General features: G+C 68.8%; 17 protein-coding genes, 1 tRNA gene and 1 pseudogene. 5 read left to right on the plus strand and 14 right to left on the minus strand.

Annotated elements, in window-relative coordinates; genetic code table 11:
* Position 1: 1 nt before the first annotated feature.
* Positions 2–1,165, minus strand: coding sequence for an esterase/lipase family protein (locus tag OV208_RS08840; protein ID WP_267573378.1), 1,164 nt, complete (start codon positions 1,163–1,165; stop codon positions 2–4).
* A gap of 239 nt (positions 1,166–1,404) precedes the next feature.
* Between OV208_RS08840 and OV208_RS08845 the strand changes: the two genes are divergently transcribed.
* On the plus strand, positions 1,405–2,238 hold the full coding sequence (locus OV208_RS08845) for a mechanosensitive ion channel family protein (RefSeq protein ID WP_267573379.1): 834 nt from the start codon (positions 1,405–1,407) through the stop codon (positions 2,236–2,238).
* Positions 2,239–2,249: 11 nt separating this feature from the next.
* Here OV208_RS08845 and OV208_RS08850 read toward each other — a convergent pair whose 3' ends face one another.
* The 6 genes from OV208_RS08850 to OV208_RS08875 form a co-directional block, all read right to left on the minus strand.
* The gene (locus OV208_RS08850) at positions 2,250–2,783 is read right to left on the minus strand and encodes a DsbA family protein (protein WP_267573380.1); all 534 of its coding nucleotides are present in this window, start codon (positions 2,781–2,783) and stop codon (positions 2,250–2,252) included.
* Positions 2,780–3,295: a redoxin domain-containing protein gene (locus OV208_RS08855; protein ID WP_267573381.1), complete on the minus strand. Its 516-nt coding sequence runs from the start codon at positions 3,293–3,295 to the stop codon at positions 2,780–2,782. Before OV208_RS08855 ends, OV208_RS08850 begins: the two co-directional genes overlap by 4 nt.
* Positions 3,296–3,481: 186 nt before the next feature.
* A complete protein-coding gene (locus OV208_RS08860) occupies positions 3,482–4,219 on the minus strand; it encodes an SDR family oxidoreductase (RefSeq protein ID WP_120539926.1) in 738 nt (245 codons plus the stop codon).
* A 15-nt stretch (positions 4,220–4,234) separates the two neighbouring features.
* Positions 4,235–5,626 carry an FAD-binding oxidoreductase gene (locus tag OV208_RS08865; RefSeq protein ID WP_267573382.1) on the minus strand — a complete coding sequence of 464 codons (1,392 nt, stop codon included), beginning with the start codon at positions 5,624–5,626 and terminating at the stop codon, positions 4,235–4,237.
* A gap of 13 nt (positions 5,627–5,639) precedes the next feature.
* Positions 5,640–7,088, minus strand: coding sequence for a UbiA family prenyltransferase (locus tag OV208_RS08870; RefSeq protein WP_267573383.1), 1,449 nt, complete (start codon positions 7,086–7,088; stop codon positions 5,640–5,642).
* A gap of 138 nt (positions 7,089–7,226) precedes the next feature.
* Entirely contained in the window at positions 7,227–8,612 is a 1,386-nt protein-coding gene (locus tag OV208_RS08875) for a di-heme oxidoredictase family protein (protein ID WP_267573384.1), read from the minus strand.
* Between the two features lie 383 nt (positions 8,613–8,995).
* Here OV208_RS08875 and OV208_RS08880 point away from each other — a divergent pair, with 383 nt between their 5' ends.
* The 3 genes from OV208_RS08880 (at position 8,996) to OV208_RS08890 (ending at position 14,680) form a co-directional block, all read left to right on the plus strand.
* Positions 8,996–12,013 carry a DEAD/DEAH box helicase gene (locus tag OV208_RS08880; protein WP_267573385.1) on the plus strand — a complete coding sequence of 1,006 codons (3,018 nt, stop codon included), beginning with the start codon at positions 8,996–8,998 and terminating at the stop codon, positions 12,011–12,013.
* Positions 12,014–12,125: 112 nt separating this feature from the next.
* The gene (locus OV208_RS08885) at positions 12,126–13,100 is read left to right on the plus strand and encodes an NADP-dependent oxidoreductase (RefSeq protein WP_267573386.1); all 975 of its coding nucleotides are present in this window, start codon (positions 12,126–12,128) and stop codon (positions 13,098–13,100) included.
* 164 nt (positions 13,101–13,264) lie between these two features.
* A complete protein-coding gene (locus tag OV208_RS08890) occupies positions 13,265–14,680 on the plus strand; it encodes a hypothetical protein (RefSeq protein WP_267573387.1) in 1,416 nt (471 codons plus the stop codon).
* 55 nt (positions 14,681–14,735) lie between these two features.
* Here OV208_RS08890 and OV208_RS08895 read toward each other — a convergent pair whose 3' ends face one another.
* Positions 14,736–15,041, minus strand: a complete 306-nt coding sequence (locus OV208_RS08895; protein ID WP_267573388.1) for a hypothetical protein — start codon at positions 15,039–15,041, stop codon at positions 14,736–14,738.
* 238 nt (positions 15,042–15,279) lie between these two features.
* Here OV208_RS08895 and OV208_RS08900 point away from each other — a divergent pair, with 238 nt between their 5' ends.
* On the plus strand, positions 15,280–15,567 hold the full coding sequence (locus OV208_RS08900) for a hypothetical protein (RefSeq protein ID WP_267573389.1): 288 nt from the start codon (positions 15,280–15,282) through the stop codon (positions 15,565–15,567).
* Between the two features lie 24 nt (positions 15,568–15,591).
* Here the strand turns inward: OV208_RS08900 and OV208_RS08905 are convergent, their stop codons facing one another.
* The 6 genes and pseudogenes from OV208_RS08905 to OV208_RS08935 form a co-directional block, all read right to left on the minus strand.
* Positions 15,592–16,023, minus strand: coding sequence for a hypothetical protein (locus tag OV208_RS08905; protein WP_267573390.1), 432 nt, complete (start codon positions 16,021–16,023; stop codon positions 15,592–15,594).
* Positions 16,024–16,356: 333 nt separating this feature from the next.
* The gene (locus OV208_RS08915; protein WP_267573391.1) at positions 16,357–17,115 is read right to left on the minus strand and encodes a DUF5953 family protein; all 759 of its coding nucleotides are present in this window, start codon (positions 17,113–17,115) and stop codon (positions 16,357–16,359) included.
* Position 17,116: 1 nt separating this feature from the next.
* On the minus strand, positions 17,117–17,776 hold the full coding sequence (locus tag OV208_RS08920; RefSeq protein ID WP_324291359.1) for a DUF6310 domain-containing protein: 660 nt from the start codon (positions 17,774–17,776) through the stop codon (positions 17,117–17,119).
* 544 nt (positions 17,777–18,320) lie between these two features.
* Positions 18,321–19,037, minus strand: coding sequence for a hypothetical protein (locus tag OV208_RS08925; RefSeq protein ID WP_267573448.1), 717 nt, complete (start codon positions 19,035–19,037; stop codon positions 18,321–18,323).
* 258 nt (positions 19,038–19,295) lie between these two features.
* Positions 19,296–19,400: pseudogene (locus OV208_RS08930) on the minus strand (IS3 family transposase); the annotation flags it as partial.
* Between the two features lie 132 nt (positions 19,401–19,532).
* Positions 19,533–19,618, minus strand: a tRNA-Leu gene (locus tag OV208_RS08935).
* Between the last annotated feature and the right edge of the window lie 304 nt (positions 19,619–19,922).

Raw genomic sequence — 19,922 nt, forward strand, 5'->3', positions numbered from 1 at the left:
CTCAGTCGCCGGTGAGGAACCGCGCGACGGCCGCCTGCACCTCTTCGTCACCCACCATCCCCACGTGGTCGGCCTTCGTCTCCAGCCGGTCCACGTGCAGGGGTGACGGGGGCAGCGCGCGGGTCATCAGCACGGAGCCGTCGCCCGCCGCGATGATGGGGTCCTCGAACGTGGGCTTCCCGTCGATGACCCGGAAGGACTTGATGAGCTGCTGCCCCACGCCCACCACCGCCAGCGTGCGGAAGGGCGGCGGCGGCCCCTCCCGCTCCGACAGCGACCGGGCCAGGCCCGCCCTCGCCTCCAGCATGCGCTCCAACTGCTCGCGGTACGCAGGGTCCGCGCGCAGCCCCGCGTCCTGGAACACGCCCCAGCCGCCCTGGACCCACGCCTCCGGAGCGTACGCGTCGAAGGCCACCGGCTGACCGCTCGCGTCCACGAAGAAGTCGCTTTCGGCGGGGAGCAACTGGAACGCGGACGCGAAGGTGAACAGCGCATCGGGTGACAGGAGCGCGTGGTTGCGGCCCACCGGCGTGCCCAGCGTGAAGTCGTCGAACATGCCCGGCGCCCCACGGAAGGGCGTGCCCAGGAACACCACCCGCTTCACGTGCCGCGCGCCCGCCCACGTGGGCTCGCCCGTGTCGTCGCCCTGGCCGTAGCGCAGGCACTGCAGGGTGATGAGCCCCCCCATGCTGTGCGCCACGATGTTCACCTTCACCTTGCCCCCACGCGCCTCGGCCAGAGAATCCAACAGCGCGCACAGCCGCTTCGCCGTCTCCCGGTTGTCCTGGCGCCAGTCGTAGTCGAACACGACGAAGCCCGGCAGGTGGTCGCGCCCGAACTCCAGGAAGCCCTTGTAGACGTCGTACTTCGCCACCCACGGCAGCACCGTGAAGCGCGTCACCGGCCCGTCCGACTCCAGAGCGCCGAAGCGGGGCGCGGGTCGCTGGCCGGGAAACGGCAGCGCCAGCGAGCGCTCCCCTCGTGACAGCACGTCCCCCACCGACACCCAGGCCCGCTCGCGCTCCGCATCCGTCGACGTGAGGAACGAGCCCCGGTAGCCGTGGATGAAGACCGTCACCTCCTCACCGGTGGGCGGGGGCACCGCGACGCGGGAGGCGGTGCAGGCGCTCAACAACATCAGGACCGGGAGTGAAAACAGGCGCATGGGCCCACGGTCTCGCTCAGCACCGCGCCGCGCGCAAGGACCGGCTGGAGGGCCGGTGCACATGACACGTCAGCGCGAACCCGTGTGCGTGTCAGGTCGCCGCTGACACGTCCAGGAGGTCAGGATTGCCCTCCCAACAACACTCTTCCGCCCTGGTGGGCCCTTGCGCGTCCTGGCCTGCCAAGTGCAAAAGGCGACAGAAGAGCGGCCCGCCCCCGGGTCGAGGGAGTTCACGGAAGATGGATGCCATTGTCGAACAGTTGAAGGCGCTGGCCCTGACGGAGGCGCTGCCGCTCCTCATCAAGGTGATCGTCGCGCTGCTGGTCTGGTTCGTCGGCCGCACGGTCATTGGCGGCTTCCGCAAGGTGCTGGACATGGCCCTTCAGCGGCGGCAGTTGGATGCCACGCTGATCCGCTACATCGGGTCGCTCTTCACCGGCGCCCTCACCATGATGCTGGTCATCGGCATCCTGGGCGTGATGGGCGTGGAGACCACATCCTTCGCCGCGTTGATCGCCGCCGCGGGTATCGCCATCGGCGCCGCGTGGTCCGGACTGCTCGCCAACTTCGCCGCGGGCGTCTTCCTGCTCGTGCTGCGTCCCTTCCGCGTGGGCGAGGAGATCTGCGCCGGCGGCGTGACGGGCATCGTGCAGGAGATTGGCCTGTTCGTGACCACGATCGACACGTCCGACAACGTGCGCATCTCCGTGGGCAACAACCAGATGTTCAGCGACAACATCATCAACTACAGCCACCACCCGCACCGCAAGATGACCGTCAAGGTGCCGCTGGTGCACAGCGCGGACGCGCGGACGCTGATGCGGGCCCTGACGGACCGCATGGCCAGCGTGACCGGCGTCCAGGCGAAGCCCGCGCCCCAGGTGGAGGTGGGCGAGTTCACCGTCCACGGTCCCGTGCTGGCGGTGTGCATCTTCTGCAAGCCCACCGAGTTCAACGACACGCAGGCCAACGTGGGCGAGGCCATCGTGGAGATCCTCCAGTTGGCCAACTACGGCGCCTCCTTCCCCGCCCCGGCCCTGGCCGAGCCTCCGCAGGAAGCGAAGGCCGGCTGAAGTCCCGGCGGTCAGCGGGAGGCGCCCAGGCCTCCCGTCATCGCCGCCAACAGGGACGCGGTGCTGAAGTCGCCGTCGTGCCGGTGCCCGTTGATGAAGAAGGTGGGCGTCCCGTTCACGCCGCTGCGCACGCCGTCCATGAAGTCGCGCCGGATGCGCTCCTCGTACCGGTGCGACGCCAGGTCCTCGCGGAAGCGGTCCACGTCCAGCTCCAGCCCTTCCGCGTGGGAGAGCAGCACGGGCAACTCCAACGCGTCCTGGTTCTCGAAGAGCAGGTCGTGCATCTCCCAGAAGCGGCCTTGTGCGCCCGCGGCCTCGGCGGCTTCCGCGGCCTGGAGCGCCAGCGGGTGCGCCTGCGTCAGCGGGAAGTTGCGGAACACGAGCGCCATGCGGTCCCCCAACGCCTCCTGCAACCGCTTCACCTCTCCATACGCCCTTCCGCAGTAGGGGCACTGGTAGTCGCCGAACTCCACCAGGAGGAGGGGCGCGTCGCGCTGGCCCTGGAAATGATCCTCCTGCCCGGTCGGTCTGTGCAGCCGGCTCATGACCGCGCCTCCCGCGACGATGCCCCGGCGGACAGCTTCTCCAGCGCCTCCAGCACGCCGTCCACGCCGGGGTTCACCTCCGGGCGCGACACGTCACTCCAGGCAATCACCCCGCCGCCGTCCAGCACGTACAGGGCGCGCTCGGAGACGCCCTCCCCTTCGCGCCACGCGTGGTAGCGCTGGGACATCTCCCCCTTGGGATGGAAGTCCGCGAGCAGGGGGAAGCGCAGCTTTCGCTCCCGGACGAACGCCTGGTGGCACCAGACGCTGTCCACCGACACGCCGAACACCCGCGCACCGTGCCGCTGGAGCTCCGGGAGCACCTCGTTGAAGAGGGCCAGCTCATCGCTGCACACCGGGCTGAAGTCCGCGGGGTAGAAGACGAGCACCACGGGAGACCCCGCGCAGGACGCCAACGACACCGACTGCTCGGGGGTGGCGGCGAGCTGGAATGAGGGGGCCCGGGTACCGGAAGGCAGCGGGAGGGACAGGGACGGCGTGGCAGTGGCCATGGAAGAAGTCCTCGCTGCGGTGAATCTGGGAGGGCCGTCCGGCCCCCGCCAACCCATGCCGCATCCAGGGCTCGACCCGTGGCTCTGACAGCAGCCAGCCGCCGGCACACCGCAGGCCCATGCCTTACAGCAGGCGACCCGGAAGGGGCTCGCGCTCCCGCCCGGGTGTGGACCACCGGCTGGAGCCTAGAGCTTCAGCCGCTTGAACACCGGCTCCGGGATGCTGCGGATGATGAGCATGATGAGCGCCCAGAAGCCGGGCACGTAGACCTCGTTCTTGCGCCCATCCGCGGCCTTCAGCAGGCCACGCGCCACCTGCTCCGGCGAGGCGAAGAGCTTGTTCTTCGGCACGTGCGCCGTCATCGGTGTGTCCACGAAGCCGGGCTTCACCGTCACCACCGCCACGCCGGACTTCGCCAGCCGGTTGCGCAGACCCTGGAGGAACACGGTCAGCGCGCCCTTGGACGCGCCGTACACGTAGTTGCTCTGCCGGCCGCGGTCGCCAGCCACGGACGAAATCACCACCAGCGTGCCGGCCTTCTGCGCCTCGAAGCGGTTGGCCAGCTCCGTCAGGAGCGACGCCGCGGAGAGGAAGTTCGTGCGCAGCACCACCTCCGCCGCCGCCCACGAGCGCTGGCTCTCCTCCTGGTCGCCCAGCACGCCATGCGCCAGCACCGCCCCATCCAGGCCGCCCAGCGCCTGCCACGCGCGCTCCACGAGGCTCCCGTGCGCTTCGCAGTCGTTCAGGTCCAACGCGCGGAACTCCACCTTCGGCGCGCCGCGCGTGGACGCATCCTTCGCCACCGCCTCCAGGTTCGCGGCGTTGCGGCCCACCAGGTACAGCGAGGCCCCGCGCGCGGCGAGCAGCCGCACCGTGGCCTGGGCGATGGCGCTCGTGGCGCCGAGGACGATGACTTTCTTCATGGGGACGGGAGCCTGTCAGCGAAGGGCGAGCAGTGACACCGGAGGAACCGCGCTGTCACCGCGTCCCTCCAGCGAAGGCAGGGGCAGCGACACCGGATTCACCCGGCGCCAGAAGGAGGACGAGAAGGCCGGGTCGACGTACGGCGCGAACCGTTCACGCTGGGGGAAGTACGCCGCGAAGCTCTCCGGGCTCATGCGCGCGTCCTTGGCCGGATACACCGCGCCGCCCGCTTCGCGCGTCACGCGATCCAAGGCCTCCACCAGCCGCCAGGTCTTCTCGCCCCGGTTGGCGAAGTCCAGGGCCAGCGTGATGCCGGGGCGCGGGAAGGACAGCCAGCCGGGAGACGGCAGGTCGCCGAACGTCTTGAGCACGGACAGGAAGCTGGGCAGCCCACCCCGGGCGCTGCGCTCCAGCAGCTCCTTCACCGCGTCGCGCGCGGTGGCGTGGGGCACCACGCACTGGAACTGGAGGAAGCCCCGGCGGCCATAGATGCGGTTCCACCCGTGCACGGCGTCGAGTGGGTAGAAGAACGGATCGTAGTGGATCAGCTGCTGGGACGGGCGTCCGCGCTGGCGGTGGTAGTACAGCAGGTTGAAGGCAGCCACCGACAGCCGGTTGAGACAGAAGGCCGGCAGGTCCACGGGCACCGCGAGCCCGGCGCCGTGCGACAGGTGGCTCCTGGCCAGGGGCAGCCGTTCGAACTGCGTCGGCGCGAAGTTGCCCCGGTAGAACAGGCCGCGCCCCAGCTTCCGGCCGCGCGCCAGACAGTCCACCCACGCCACGGTGAAGTCGTGGTCGGCCTCGGATTCGCGCGACACGCGGAAGAAGCCGTCCAGGTTCTCGAAGGGTACCGTCTCCTGGACCACGAAGGGGTTGCGGATGGGCACCATCTGCACCTCCGCCCAGGTGACGAGCCCCGTGAGCCCCAGGCCCCCCACCGTCGCGCCGAACCAGTCCGGGTTCTCGTCGGGAGCGCACATCCGCCGGCTGCCATCCGAGCGCAGCAGTTCGAATCTCCGCACGTGCCTGCCGAAGGTCCCGGAGCGGTGGTGGTTCTTGCCGTGCACGTCATTGGCGATGGCGCCGCCCACCGTCACGAACTTCGTGCCCGGCGTCACCGGCAGGAACCAGCCCCGGGGCACGCACAGCCGCAGGAGCGTATCCAGCGACACGCCCGCCTCGCAGCGCACCACGCCCGTCGTGGGGTCGAAGTCGATGAGGCGATCCAACCCGTGGGTGAGCAGCAGCGTGCCTGCGGCGTTGAGACACGAGTCGCCGTAGCTGCGGCCCAGGCCGCGAGGCAGCAGCGTGCCCTCCCCGTGAGGCAGCGCATCCGAGCGCCACACGAGCGAACGCGTGTGCTGTTCCACGTGGGGGTAGCGCCCCCAGGATTCCGCCGGGCTCATCGCGAGGCTCCTGTCACGTCGCCACCCACAGCACCAGCGCCGCGACGACGCCCACGACGTAACTGACCCGGTCGCGCAGCGCGAAGATGAGCGGGTCCTCGTTCACGAGGCCCCGGTGGGCCAGCACCCAGATGCGGCCCACCCAGTACAGCATCACCGGGCAGAGCAACCACAGCCGCTCCGGATGGCCATACAGCGCCGTCACTTCCTTGCTGGTGATGTAGAGGGCCAGCACCAGCACGGACACCTGCCCCGCCGCCGTGCCCAGGCTCGCGAGCAATTCGTAGTCCTGCGCCAGATAGCCGCGTCCGTGGGCGGACACCTCGTTGGACTGGCGCAGCCGCCGCACCTCGCTCAGGCGCTTGAGCAGGGCCAGGGACAGGAAGAGGAAGGTGCTGAACATCAACAGCCAGCTGGACGTGGGCACGCCCACCGCCAGCGCGCCGCCGAAGATGCGCACGGTGTACAGGCCCGCCAGCACCAGCACGTCCAGCATCACCACCTGCTTGAGCCGCAGCGAGTACGCCAGCGTCAGCACCGAGTACACGCCCAGGAGCGCGGCGAACGACAGGGGCAGCGTGCCCAGGGCCACCACCGCGGAGAGCCCCAGCAGCACCGGCGCCAGCACCACGCCCGCCCGTATCGGAAGGTCACCGGAGGCGAAGGGGCGCCGGGACTTGGTGGGGTGCCTCCGGTCCGACACCAGGTCCAGCAGGTCGTTGATCACATACACGCTGGAAGCGCAGAGGCTGAAGGCCACGAAGGCGAGCACCGCGTGGGGCGCCATGTCTCCCTGGGTCGCCTTGTGCGCCGCCAGCAGCGGCACGAAGACGAGCGCGTTCTTCGCCCACTGGTGCACGCGCAGCGCCCGGACCCAGACGCGCCAACCCGTAGGCGGCGCCTCGAAGACGCGGTGCACGGGTGGGCCCAGGGCCTGGGCCTGACGCAGCACCCCGGCCGTGGCGTGCACCACCACGACCCGCCGGGACTCACGCCACAGCGGCAGGTCCACGGTGTCGTTGCCCGCGTAGTCGAACGTGCCCAGCGCTTCGCGAAGGCGCGCGAGCTTGCGTGCACCGGACAGGTTCACCCCGGCTTCGCTGGCGAACACGTCGCTGAACAGGCCCAGGTGTGCCGCCACGTCGTCGGCGATGCGCCGGTCCGCCGCCGTGGCCAGGACGAGCCGCCGGCCCCGGGCGTGCTCCTCGCGAAGGAAGGCCAGCACGGCCTCGGTGTAGGGCAGCGACGTGACGTCCAGCCGCGCGCGGCGGGCGACCTCCGCCTTGAAGAAGGCCTTGCCCCGGAGCACCCACAGCGGCGCCAGCAGCAGCAGCCACGGCGCGTGTTTGAAGAGCACGAGCAGGTTCTCGTGCAGCGTGTCCGTGCGCACCAGCGTCCCGTCCAGGTCGACCGCGAGCGGGACGTCGGGAGCGTCGTCAGGGATGGGAGCGTGGGGCTGCATGAAGGGGGAACGCAGGGTAGCCCAAGGACCCGGGGCGTCCACCGTTCCGTACCTGGGAGGGGCCGGAAGTCCCTTCCAGACGACGGGCTTCCTGGCCGCCGGTCGGACGGGGGACCAGGGGCTGGCCTTCCTTCAGCGCTAGAGCGACTTCAGGAAGGCGAGCAGCGCGGCCCGGTCCTCGGGGGGCAGCCGCACGTAGCGGTCCTGGGACGGGGCCGCCTCGCCGCCGTGCCAGAGCACGGCCTCCTCCAGGTTGCGGGCCCGGCCGTCATGGAGGAAGCGCGTGTGCTTGTTCACGACCTCCACCAGTCCGATGCCCCACAGCGGAGGGGTGCGCCATTCGCTGCCGGTGGCGAGCCCGTCCGGGCGTCCGTCCGCCAGGTCCTCGCCCATGTCGTGCAGCAGCAGGTCCGTGTAGGGGTAGATGACCTGACGGGACACCTCGTCGAAGCCCTCCACGACTTCCGTCTCCTGGGGCGTGTCGACGTGGCAGGCCGCGCACCCGACGGCGCGGAACACGGCGTGGCCACGTTGCACCTCGGGGGTGTCCCAGTCGCGCCGCTTCGGCACGGCCAGCAGGCGCATGTAGAGCATCAACAGGTCCAGGTCGTCCGCGGACACCTCGGGTTCGCCGGGGACCTGGCGGCCCTGCTCCTGGGGATAGAGGGACGTGGTGACCCCCATGTCCGCGACGAGCGCGTGCGCCACCTGCTGGCGCAGCGTGGGCTGGTTGGCCTTCCACCCGAAGCGGCCCAGGCGGGAGGTTCCGGTGTCCAGGTCCAGCACCTGGTTCGCACGGCCAGAGATGCCATCGCGGTCCCGGTCGTCGGGGTCGGCTCGCGCGAGCAGCGCCGCTTCGGGAAGGGCCTCCAGCAAGCCCAGGCCGAAGTTGACGGGGGACACGCGCGCGGAGAACCGGGCGCCGTCGCCCAGGGGACCGTGCACGAGGCCCTGGAACTGGTAGCGGGGCCGCACGAGGGAGTACGTCTCGCCGGAGGCGAACGTGCCGCGCGTCGCTTCGAAGTCGACGCGCACGTGGCCTTCGGGGGCACGGCCGTCCACGGCGCGAGCGTCGAGCTGGGCGCCGTACAGCGGGTGCGGACCGGTGCCATCGGACGCGCTCAACTGGAACGCCAGCGAGACGGGGACTTCGGAAGGGGTGGCGGGGGGCTGACCCCGGCCGTCCTTCACGTGGCAGGTCATGCAGGAGGGCGCACTGAACAGCGGGCCCGCGGCGACAGGCCTTCCACCGCGAGCCTCGCTCCAGTCACGGTCGAACACGCCCTTGCCGGCGTGGAAGTCCGGCCAGCGCGAGTGCGGCATGTTCATGGGCGAGCGCCCGAAGGCGTTGCGGCCCGGATCCGCGACGGTGGTGGCGCCGCCTGACTGCTCCACGGACGGAAGGACGATGGCGGGCAGCGGCCCCAGGACCAGGGGGACGGGGCGGCGGACCACGGTGGCCCATGCGGCGCCGACGAGAAGAGCGCCAGCGGAGATGCCAACAATGGACCAGGGCACACGCATCGGTATCTGGAAGTATTGCACCTCTCACGCCATGTCCCCAGCCACCGCGCCCCGACTCGGCGGTGAGCCTGGATGTGACACGGCCATCCCGTCGGCTGTAGCGCGAGAGGTTACAAAGGGGGCCGGGGTTGTATCAGCCTCCGTCACAGCCGCCTTCCTCCCACCAGGACAAAGGCATATCCGTGCGTGTGATTGCGGTGACACCCCGAGCTGGATCCACCTTGCGAGGCGGAACGCCACCTGGACACGCGGAGTTGCACGGTCGAGGCCTCCGCTGGCCCCAGACCGAGGGAGGCCTACACGGGGACTCCAAGTGTGAGTGTCCTCGACCGGGTTGTGCTGTTGCGCGCGGCTTCACGGGGGACTAGGCACGGGGTCCTCGTATGTCGGCGCTCGCGGAACTGCTCGATTCCCTCCGGGAAGAATCCCGCCCGGACACCTGGTCCGCCGGCATGGCGCTCGCTCGCGCGGGCGCGGTGTCGGTGCTCTCCGTCGGCGAAGAAGAGACCGTGGTGCGCGTGCGCGTCCCGGGGCGTCCAGCGCCCGTGAAGTCCGTGCTCTACCCGGAGGACGAAATCTGGGAGTGCGACTGTCGCGGCAAGCACGACCCCTGCGAGCACGTGGTCGCGGCCGCGTTCTTCCTCCACCAGGCCGAAGGCCGCCGCGTCCCGCCCCCTGCCCGTCCGGGCACCGCGCCGACCGCCGCCCGTCCCGGCACCACGCCCGCCCCCGCGCGTCCCGGCACCGCGCCGAAGCCCGAGCGCATGGTGTACCGCTTCAAGCGCATGGACGGCGGCCTCCAGTTGGAACGCCTGGTGGTCCGTCCGGACAACACCGCGCGCCTCCTGGCCCGCAGCCTGACGTCGCTCCTGAACAACCCCGTGGAAGCCGCGCGCATCCAGGTGGACCCCTGCGACCTGCTCGCGGACAAGCTCCTCGCGCAGCCCACGAAGGGCGCGCTCCCGACGAGCCGGCTCGACGCCCTGCTGCACGTGCTGGAGAAGGCGCGCACCGTCCTCTTCGACGGCGCGCTGGTGTCCGTCTCCAACGAGCCGCTCCTCCCCCGGGTCACCGTCGAGGACCGCGGCGAGCAGACGGTGCTCAAGGTGGAGCGGGATCCACGCATCACCGAACTGGTCAGCCCCGGCGTCGCGCTAAGCGCCGGCATGCTCTGCCGTCTGGGTGAACAGACCCTCACCGGCGCGAGGCTGGAGAACCTCCCCCAGGAGCGCGTCTTCTCCGCCGAGCAGCTGGCCGACCTGACGGGCAAGGTGCTGCCGGACTTCGCGCGGCGCATGCCGGTGGACGTGAAGAGCCGGCGGCTGCCGCCCATCGACCGGACGCTCAAGCCGCGCATCTCGCTGGAGCTCGACAAGCTGGACGCGGGGCTCTCCGTGCTGCCCACGCTGGTGTACGGCTCACCGCCCACGGCGCGCATCGACAACGGGCGCATGGTGTACCTCCAGGGCGCCGCCCCCGTGCGCGACGAGCCCACCGAAACGAAGCTCATCCACCAGCTCCGCGACGAGCTGAACATGGCGCCGGGCCGGCGAGTGACGGTGCACGGCAAGGAAGCAGTTCAGCTCGCGGACAAGCTGCGGCGCTGGCGCGGCGGTCTCACGGGCGACGCGGCGGGCGTGGTCAGCCCCGACGTGAAGCTGCGCCCCACCCTCACGCTGGACACGACCACCACCGCGGACGGGGTGCCCCGCGTGGGCTTCGCGCTCGACTTCCAGGTGGAGGGCCTGGGGCCCGGCGTGACGCGCTCGGTGGATGCCGCCTCCGTGATGCGCGCCTGGGAAGAAGGCCTGGGGCTGGTGCCGCTGGAGGGCGGAGGCTGGGCGCCGCTGCCCACCGGCTGGCTGAAGGCCCACGGTCAGCGCGTCACGGACCTGCTGGCCGCGCGCGAGACGGACGGGCGCATCGCCAACCACGCCATCCCCCAGCTCACCGGGCTGTGCGACGCGCTGGAGCACCCTGCCCCGCCGGGACTGGAGCGACTGGCGCCGCTGGTGCAGGGCTTCGAGAAGCTCCCCGAGCCCCGCCTCCCGAAGGACCTCACCGCGACGCTGCGCCCGTACCAGTTGCAGGGCGTGAGCTGGCTCACCTTCCTGCGACAGGCGGGACTCGGCGGCGTGCTCGCGGACGACATGGGCCTGGGCAAGACGCTCCAGACCATCTGCACGCTGGGCCCCGGAACGCTCGTCGTGGCGCCCACGAGCGTGCTGCCCAATTGGGAGGCGGAGGTGAAGCGCTTCCGCCCGGGGCTGAAGGTGTCCGTCTACCACGGCGTGAACCGGGCCCTGGACGAGACGGCGGACGTGACGCTCACCACGTACGCGCTCCTGCGCCTGGACGCGGCGGTGCTCGGCGCGAAGACGTGGGACACGGTGGTGCTGGACGAGGCCCAGGCCATCAAGAACCCAGACAGCCAGGTCGCGCGCGCGGCCTATGAACTGGACGCGAACTTCCGCGTGGCGCTCAGCGGCACCCCCATCGAGAACCGGCTCGAGGAGCTGTGGAGCCTGATGCACTTCACCAACCGGGGGCTCCTGGGCGGACGCAAGGCGTTCGACGAGCGCTGGGCCCGGCCGGTGTCGGACAACCAGAAGGGCGCCGCCGAACAGCTCCGCGCGCGCATCCGACCCTTCGTGCTGCGCAGGCTCAAGCGCGACGTCGCGCCCGAACTGCCGCCCCGCACCGAAGCCGTCCGCCACGTCACCCTCACCGAGCAGGAGCGCGCCGTCTACGACGCGGTCCACGCCGCGACGCGCGAGGAGGTGGTGTCCCAGTTGGAGGAAGGCGGCAGCGTGATGAAGGCGCTGGAGGCCCTGCTCCGACTGCGGCAGGCGGCCTGCCATCCCGCGCTGGTGCCGGGACAGCAGGCGAGGACGTCCTCGAAGGTGCAGGCCCTGGTGGAGGCGCTCGGCACGGCGGTGGCGGACGGGCACAAGGCGCTCGTGTTCTCGCAGTGGACATCCATGCTGGATCTCATCGAGCCCGCGCTGAAGGAAGCCGACATCGGGTTCATCCGCCTGGATGGCAGCACGGCGAACCGGGGCGCGGTGGCCAGCTCCTTCCAGGAGGAGAAGGGAGCCCCCGTCATGCTCATCTCGCTGAAGGCGGGAGCGACGGGGCTCAACCTGACGGCGGCGGACCACGTCTTCCTGGTGGATCCCTGGTGGAACCCTTCCGTGGAAGCCCAGGCAGCGGACCGGGCGCACCGCATCGGCCAGCAGCGCCCGGTGATGGTGTACCGGATGGTGTCCCAGGGCACGGTGGAGGAGAAGATATTGCTCCTCCAGGACAAGAAGCGGGCCCTCTTCGAAGCCGCGCTCGGAGGCTCTACCGGAGGCGGCGCAGCGCTCACCCGCGCGGACCTCATGCAACTGCTGGCCTGACGGCCTGCCCTCCAACTGACGGGAGTGGGACCTGAAGGGACGGTCCCTGACCGCCCCATGGCAAGTGCGCACCGTCTCGGGGAGTCGGACTTTCCCGAGAAGGAGTCACAGCATGCCTACGTCCATTCCCGATCAGATGAAGGCCGCGGCGCTCGACCGCTTCGGCGGCCCCGAGGTCCTCGGTATCAAGACCGTCCCCGTTCCCACCTGCGGCGACGACGAAGTCCTCATCCGTGTCGAGGCCGCCGGGATTGGCGCCTGGGACTTCATGGAGCGTGAAGGCCAGATGGTGGAGATGCTCGGAGGCGAGCCGAAATTCCCCTACGTGCCCGGCACCGACGGCGCCGGAGAGGTGGTCGCGGCAGGCAAGGCCGTGAAGGACCTCAAGGTCGGAGACCGCGTCTTCGGCTTCGCGCTCGGAAGCCCCAAGGGAGGCTTCTACGCGCAGTACACCGCCGTGAAGGCCAGCCAGGCAGCGCGGATCCCCAAGGGGCTGAAGGTGGAACAGGCGGCGGCGCTCGGGGCGGATGGCATCACCGCGCTCCGGGGCCTGGAGGAGCTTCTCCAGATCCAATCCGGCCAACGCCTGCTCATCTTCGGAGCCAGCGGCGGCATCGGGCACCTCGCGCTGCAGTTCGCCCGGAGGCTGGGGGTGAAGGTGCTGGCGGTCGCGTCGGGGGAGGACGGGGTGGAGCTGGCCCGGCGGCTCGGCGCGGAAGCCGTCGTTGACGGCCGAAAGGGCGACGTGGCCGCGGCCTGCCGCGAATTCGCCCCGGACGGACTCGACGCGGCGCTCGTCCTCGCACCGGGAGACACCGCCGAGGCGGTCCTCCAGCACGTCCGCAAGGACGGGCGCATCGCCTGGCCGAACGGAGTCGAGCCCGCGCCGAAGGCACCCGCTGGGATCAAGGCCACCGCCTACGACGGCCTCCCCAGCCCGGAGCTCTTGAAGCGAATGAACCAGCTCATCGAAGCGGGCCCCTTCCATCTGGAGATTGGACGCATGTACGCGATGGAGGAGGCCGCCAAGGCCCAGCAGGAGGTGCTCAAACACCACCTGGGCAAGTACGCGCTGCGGATCCAATGACACAGCGCTCCACGCCCCGGGTGTACGGCCCCACGAGGCCGACGCCGGGGGCGGCGGGTTCACCTGCGCACGGAGCGTGAGCGCCCCGCGAAGCGCCAGGAGTAGGCGGGTCACCTCAATCCAGGCGAAACTGGTTCACCCTGCCCTCAACCCCAAGGTGAACCATGCTGCACCTGCCCGCCCTCTTCACGGCGCTCGCGCTCGCGGGAGCGCCGACGCCCGCCCCGGATGAAGCCACGTTGTGGAAGGCCGCCTTCGCATTGGACGGCTCGCCCCCGGCGGTGCTCGCGGACGCGGAGTCCAAGCTGCTCCAGGCAGGCACCACCGCGTATGACATCCTGACGAAGCTGGCCCGGGTGGGAGGGAGGGCTCAGGCGGTGTCCGCCGCGGGCCCGGTGCCCTTCTGCATGAGTTCGCCCCAATTCCGGGTCATGTCGGGGATGCGCTCCAACGGCGGACCCAGGCTTCCTGGCAAGGCCGCGGAGCTCGCGGGACGTCTGTTGATGAAGGATGAAGCGCTGCGCAGGCGGGCCCAGACGTCGGTGGAGCCCTTCGACCGGGCCCTGGCGCTGCTCTCCACGGCGCGGAGTCCCGAAGCCCAGGCACAAGCCCTGGCGGCGATGCGAAAGGAACCGGACGCGGAGTTGCGCCTGTGGGCGAGCGCGGCGGCGACCTGCTTCGTCCGCTCGGCGGAGCGCCGCGGCGATTCCTCGCTCGATGCGATGCGCATCGAGGAGAAGCACCTGGCCGAGCTGGCCGAGGACGTTGGGGAACCCCTGCGGTGCGTGGAGCCCGCCGAACTGGCGCCAACGCTGGTGGACGAGCTGGCCGGGGGGATGGCCACGGCCGGAGGCTGGTCTTCCTCCAACGACTCGTTCCAGTTGGACGCGGAACGCGCGAACGGCGAGAGGGTCTTCCTGAGCCCCGCGTGCGCCCTGGCGGCCTACGACGCGGTGGCCGCGCGAGGAACGTACATCGAGTCGTTGGTGATGCCCCTGGCCACGCACCTGAGGAAGGGCCAGGACCTGAGGAAGGCCGCGGGCGAACGGGCGGCGCGCGACCTGAAGCACTACCCGGAACTCAGGCGCAACCACCTGGCGGCGGAGCTGGTGAACGCCGGCCACACCGTGTCGACGAAGGTGACCTGGAAGGAAGACCGGGGCTTCAACAGTCGGGATGAATTGGAGGCCGCCCTGCGTCAGGGAAACCCGGACGCCAAGGCCGCCCTCGACCGGATGCTGTTCTGTCGCAGCAAGATTGGCGAGAACGAGCTGTCATTGCTGGGCTATCTGGGAACGAAGCAGGCGGCGGAGACCGCATATGGGATTGCGCAGCGTTGCCCGGACTCCGTGGCGGCCGCCACCGCGGCGCTGGTGCGCCTGAAGGACCCGAGGGCGTCGCAGTTCCTACCCAAGGCGCTGGAGAACTGGGGCTTCGACCAGGAGGCGCTGCGACGCTCGCTCGTGGAAGCGTACACGTCGAAGCTGGGTCAGCAGTTGAAGGACCTGGAGGCCAAGGGCAATGACAAGGCCCGTGACATGGTGGAGTTCCTGAAGGACTCCGGGGTGATGAAGCCGTAGTCCGGTGGGCAGGGCCCGGCGGGGTGTCCCACCTGGGATGCCGCCGGGAGGGCCCTCAATGGGGCCCGGCGTCCTCGGACTCGGGGGTCAGCATCCGCACCGCCACGGTGCGGCACTCGGCGCACGCCACCCCGGAGCGCTCCCAGTGCACCTGGGCCTCCAACTCGCTCGGGTCCTCGGTCCCGGCCTCCATCTGCTGGACGAGCTCGGCGAGCGCATCCCCGGGGTCGCCGTCCGCCCCCTCCGGAGGGTCGAGCACGTCCTGCTCCCCTTCGAGCACGAGGCTGAAGCGGTAGTACACCTCATGGGCCGCCAGGACACGCCGGCAGGCCGCACAGGTCTTTGGTCGCGGACCCATCATGGGGGGTGAGCGTACCCAGGAAGTCCGACGTCCGCTCCCCGCCTTTGGACCACGACGTGGGATTCGAGGGGGGACCGCTTGACGTTTGGGGGTTCGTTCCTAACTTCCGGCGCACGAAAAGGAAGCGTTCAACAGACGCCACTTCGCACCCCGGGTGCGGGGTCCTCTTCACCTGGAAGGCGGTCTTGCGTCGCGAAGGCGCGACCGCCCTCCCGGATCCATCCTCACAGGAGCAACAATGCGCAAGCACCTCAGGAACCTGCTGGTTTCGGCCATCGCGTTGACGGGAATGGCCGGCTGTGGCGTGGACGCCGCGCTGGACTGCAACGCCATCTGCGACAAGTACGCGTCCTGCTACGACAGCGACTACGACACGTCCGCCTGTGAGAGCCGTTGCCGCGACAATGCGTCGGACGACGAGGACTACAAGCGAAAGGCAGACGTCTGCGATGCCTGCCTCACGGACCGGGCCTGCACGTCGGCGACCTTCTCCTGCGGAGCGGACTGCGCCGCCATCGTGCCCTGAGCCTGACGCCCAGGGCACGCCCCGCTAGGGATTGATGGTGAGGATGTCGGTCGAGATCCGGATGGGAGAGGCCCAGTTGACCACCATGCGGAACTCGACGCGCCCCTCCTTGACGACGACATTCTGCACCGCGATGGCCGCTGCGCCATTGAAACGATTCCCGGCGTTGTCGACCTCGCTCGCTGAGATATAGACGTGTGAGCCTGCGCGAATGGAGGACCAATTGAGTCCGAAGTTCACGGTCCCATTCGTATTGGGCCACGCGTCAAAGCGAATGGCGGCCCCCGTCATCGTGCCATAGAGCGTCTCGAGTGGCTTGGCATCCCCAGGCAGGGTCACTTCGTAGTCGACCTTCTGCTGCGGCGAAGGAATGGGGAGCCTTGGGGGTGCAGCATGGGACTGGAGCCCAGCCATACCGAGGGTCCCGATCACAACCACGAGGTACTTGGACTTCATCGTCATCATCCCAATCCCGGCTCGACAGGACGCGGGCCGCTGACATCTGATTGCCCTATCTGACGGCAGCACTCCAGACGGCCAGGGGATGAGGCCTGCGTTGTCTTTCTAGCAGGAGGCTGGATTCCACGACACGGGGCTCCAGCAACACACGCTCCGCGTCAAAGAGGCGGCCATCCCCACCGCATTCCGTCGGTGAGGAGAACAGGAACACCGTCGGTGTGTCCCCTGCAACATCGACGACGGGCAACGGCTCGGCGGGCGTGCTGGCGACGGTGACAGGACGTTTCCGCTTCCTACAGCCGGAGCGGCACCCCAAGCCCCTGAATCGAGTCAAGGCGCTTCACGTCCGCCGATCTCCGGGAAGCGCTCGTAGGTCCGCTTGAGCGTGTCCAGGTGGGCGGGGTTGTCCAAGTCGAGCGGCGCGTCGGTGAGTTGCACGACCCACCCGCCCGTTGCCGTGCGCCGTGCCCGCGATAGCAACTCGGAGTCGCGGGCCGGGTCTGGGAATCCGAGGGCCTTCGCGGCAGCGGCAGACCAGTAGTTCAGCCACCCAAGAAAGTGCGGAATCTCAGGTGTGGACATGTCCCATGGGAGCTTGAGCGACGGCAGCCCGTGGGGCGGAACGTGCAACTCATCGCCAGGATGGCGGAACTGTTGCGCCACGATCCCACCATAACCGCTCGGCGTCGCATGCCCCCATACCGCGCGGGCGCCCTCCGCTACGCCTGCAAGCACATCAACAGCCCCCGTGATGCAGACTGCGTCGAGTGGCAGGTCCGCATGGATTTCAAAATGCGGCGGGCTCCCTGCGGCAAGACCGTTTGGGTTTTCCAGTCCAGCAACCGTCACGAGATGGTTATCATCATCATTGCAGAGGAACGGGAACCCTCCATTTGCCATGTTGGCCGCGACCCACTCGTCGCGTTGAGGCAATGCGATGAGGTCTTCCTTTTCCGACATCGCCCACCCCAAGCGCAAGCCGGGCAGCGCACGTTCCATTGCATGGACAACTGCGGTCGGGCGGTCGTCATTGTTCTTGAGCGCAGGCGCATGGGCGACAATGATGAGGGTTCTATGAGCGACCGTCATTTCAACACCAATCCATGATGACAACTTTCAGAGTGGGGTCTTCGTCGAGCAGCACAGCCTTATGCGCGACGCTTCGCACTCCAATGACGAAGTTGTACCCGCAGTCCCTTGCTAGCCTGGCTTCACGCCTCAGTTCAGGCAGCTTCATCCTGACAAAGAACCTTTGAGAACGTGGCGGCTGTTTTTCAAAGTCATCCGTCTTGACATCCCACAGTGTGCGAGTGACGAGAACCAGCCCGTCGAAGTTCTTCCCATTGACGAGCACATCCCAGCCAGAGAAGGTGTTGTTGGGAATCTTGTCAGCGCATTCGTTGTGTGGATCATTGCCGCCCCAATGTCGCACCGGGACGGGCCTGCAGTCGGGGTGGCGCTCGCGCTCCGGTGGTTCGGGCGGCACAGGGGGAAACCAGTCCTGCCCCGCTGGCTCGGGCTTCAGCTTGGGCTTGTGTTGTGCTTCAGATTCCCGGGTTGCCACCTTCGTTTCTCGTGAGGTCCCTGCTTCCTCTGGGTAGGAGTGGCGGAGTTCGTATGCATCCAGCGCTTCTTTGATGGCGACGCCGACCACCACCACGCCAAGCACGATCACGGCTCCCACAACGATCTCAGGAGCGGCCAGCACGCAGAACCCGACTCCCATGGCGCCGGCGCCAACGGAGGCCACCGCGCATCTTCCTGCAGTGTCGTGGAACTCGATCCGGTCATGATCAAGGGTCCGATAGCACTTTTCCACCAGCGCGGGCCAAGGCTGGGAAGCCTCACGGACGACGCACCGTCCCCCGTCAGTCCACGGCAGCGTCGCCGCCCGCTCAAGGTTGGCGAGTCTCTGGCTCCGAGATCCCCGCGCGCTGGGAGGCGGTGCCGACGTGGCGCACGCCGAAAGGAAGAGTAGGAGTGCGGCGCAGGCGCGGAGTCGCATGGTTACGTCCTTTCAAGCGAGCCAGCGAGCTGCGGGTCAATGCTGGCCGCATGTGGAGCATGCCAGCATCTCAGAACAGCATGGATAACATGAATTAAATAATACACAGTAACATGGCCCGGAGCGCACCAGCGGCGCGATGAAACGCGAGCGCTGTGGACATGAAAGGGAGCCTCCGCAGCTTCACAGGAACAAACCTGATGGGCTTGGAGTGCTCAGCACGGCCGGCGGCGCAGTCGCGGAGCAGCGGCATCAGGGCATCCCGCCAGCGTTCATGAAGCGCCCACGCCTACTTGCTGCTCGCTTCCGCGTACAACACGAACCCATCGACGGGCATTGGGGCATGGGGGACGAGCGTCTCCACGAGAAAGAGGTTGTCGCAGTGCTTGGCGTTCGGCCCGCCAAATACGGTCTTGATGGCCGGCTCTACGCACTCTTCAGCGGGAAGAAACGCGCTGCCAGATTGAGCGAGCCGGCGAACGATGTGCGCGGGATGTACCCGCCACTCCTGGCTCTCGGGGTCGATTCGAGTGCCTAGCTGGCCGAGCCATCGCACGAGATCCGCCCGCTGTGACTCCCAATGCTTGTCGAAGTCCGTCAGGGGGGAGTTGGCGCGGGAGAGGTAGAGCCATCCGGTAACACGCGCCTCCGGCATGGCCGACTCTGCCCATGCGGCGACTGCTGATGGCTCAATGATACGAAATCGTGTCTCCAAACGCTCCATTGGCGGTTCGCTGTTCCAATAGCGCGTTACATCCTGACCGACGAACCCCGAGAGTTCGACGCGCCCACCAGCATCTACCTCCATCAGGAACTCTGGGGTGCTGTCATAGATGTTGTACTGAAAGGCGGGCACGCCCAGGCGCGAGGAAAGGCGTGCGAGCAGCGGCGGAGTTCCCTTCATCAGGAGTTCGAAAGGGGCGGTGCGCAGGACAGTCCATCCGGGAGCTCCGTGAAAACCCGCCAGGCCCCAGCGCTGCACCTCGTCACCGAGCCCGTACTGCATGCGGTCGTGCCGTTCCCGGGTCCGCGGCTTGGGTGTTGTCAATCGCCGCCCTCCCTCCACCAACAAGCGTGAGAGCTCTCTCTCTACCCGGGCGATATCCGCACACTGAATGAAGGCCACGTTCAGCCACGTTCCCATGAATGATGAGTCTCCCACGTGAGGCGATGACGGTCGACGAGAAGCGGAACCTGTCAACGTGAATGAGACAGTGAGACTGAGAGATTCGTGCGCAGCCCCCTGTGAGCTGGGGAGCGGCGCGGGGTTGTTGATCCAGACGGTGTTTGGAAGGGCCTGGGGCTTCAGAGGGCCGTTGGAGAAGCGCTCGGGGTGCGCGGCGAAGGCGGCGGCGAGGACGGTGGCGCGGGCCGCGAGGCGCGTGTCCGTCAGGCCGTGCTGTTCGTCGCAATCAAGGCAGGGCTTTGGCAAGGGGAGCTGATCGGGCTCCAACACAGTCGGAGGTTATCGCCAGCCGCCTGTAACGACTGACCGGCAGAGTGCACGGGCCGGGGATCGAACCCGGACGACCCTTTCGGGTCAGCGGATTTTAAGTCCGCTGCGTCTGCCAATTTCGCCACCCGTGCGCCACCACGCCCAGCATCCTAGAGCCTCTTCCCGCGGGGAAGAAGAACGGTGACCCGTTGCGTTGGGGAACAGGGGGCCACCGCCCTGGGGCGGGCCTGATCCGACCCCCGACCCGCCGGGTCCGCCCCGTGCGGCCATCACGCACTGCATCGCGTTCCCCTGCCGCTGGGGTCTCGCGCGGAGCCCTTCCCGGACGCTGATCACATTCCAGGATACTTCGCCCTCCCTGCTTCTGCCCTGATATGAAGTGCCCCCCTCATCGCTCAGGTTCATGAGCGAGGGCTCCCCCCGGGTGAGGCTGCC

Source organism: Corallococcus sp. bb12-1, assembly GCF_026626765.1.
Classification (GTDB): Bacteria; Myxococcota; Myxococcia; order Myxococcales; family Myxococcaceae; genus Corallococcus; species Corallococcus terminator.